At 46.7% G+C, this 1,106-nt stretch carries 1 protein-coding gene; it reads left to right on the top strand.

Features of this window, described 5'->3' with window-relative positions; all coding sequences use genetic code 11:
- Positions 1–118: 118 nt before the first annotated feature.
- On the top strand, positions 119–1,106 hold a 988-nt coding region (locus tag CZ794_RS01995), incomplete at its 3' end, for a beta strand repeat-containing protein (RefSeq protein WP_373407880.1).

Below are 1,106 nucleotides of genomic sequence, written 5' to 3'. Positions count from 1 at the left end.
ACCACGAACAAGCCGCCGGTCTTCTCAACGGCGTCAGCGTGGATCCGGGTGACGATCTCATTTTCCTCAGCGCATTCCGTCGCCGATCCGGGGTCAGAACCTTGGAGTCAATGGCAGTGTGACTACAGGCAACACCGTGACCAACAATGCTGGTGTTAGAATTGATGACGGTACTAACATTACTGCTGTGACAGCGACAGGCACCAACGTGACTGATGGCACCAACACTGCTAACTATGGTGCGAATGGCTTGAGAGCTACTAATGGTTTTGGTAGTACGGGTAACTATGATGCTGAAAGTATGACTCTTGCCAATGCTGGTAACTACAATCAAAGTACAGCTGGAAGTAATATAATATCTAATAATATAGGTAATGCTAATGTAAACACAGCATCATTCAGCGGTATGTTCGACTCTGCTGGTAATACTAATTTTAGTACAGCTGCTGAAAATACCATGAGAAATGGTACTAATTTGACTAAAACCTCAGCAACAGGCACCAATGTCACTGATGGCACCAACACTAGCAACTACGGTGCCAATGGCCTGACAGCGACTGACGTTGATGGCAACAGCACAGTTGTGAACCAAACTGGCTTAAGCTTTACCAACGATCTGGGCGCTGCAACTGGCCCAAGCATTACCGCAGCTGGTATCAATGCAGGTAACAGCACCATCTCTAACGTGGCTGATGGCGTAGCAGCAAATGACGTTGCAACCTTCGGTCAGCTACAAGCCGCCAACGGTGCTGCCGATGCTAAGACTGATGCGCTAGGAAATAGCACAGCAGCTAACCTAGGTGGTGGCGCAACGTATACGGCAGCGACTGGCACAGTAAGTGCTCCTAACTACACATTGGATGATGGTAGTAACACAGGAACCAACGTTACTGCTAACAATGTTGGCGATGCACTAAATAACTTGGATGGTCGTACGACTACCAATACTAGTAACATTGCAAACGTTCAAGCACAAGCAAACCGAGGCTTTAATATTAGTGCTGACAACAGTGATTTGGTCAATAATGAAACGGTAGATAACGTTCAATTGGGTGAAACCGTTGACTTTATCAATACCGATGGCAACTTAGTTGCAACCGTATCAA

Source organism: Psychrobacter sp. JB385, from assembly GCF_900163785.1.
In the GTDB taxonomy this organism is placed as follows: domain Bacteria; phylum Pseudomonadota; class Gammaproteobacteria; order Pseudomonadales; family Moraxellaceae; genus Psychrobacter.
This window is presented reverse-complemented; position numbering and strand designations above follow the sequence as displayed.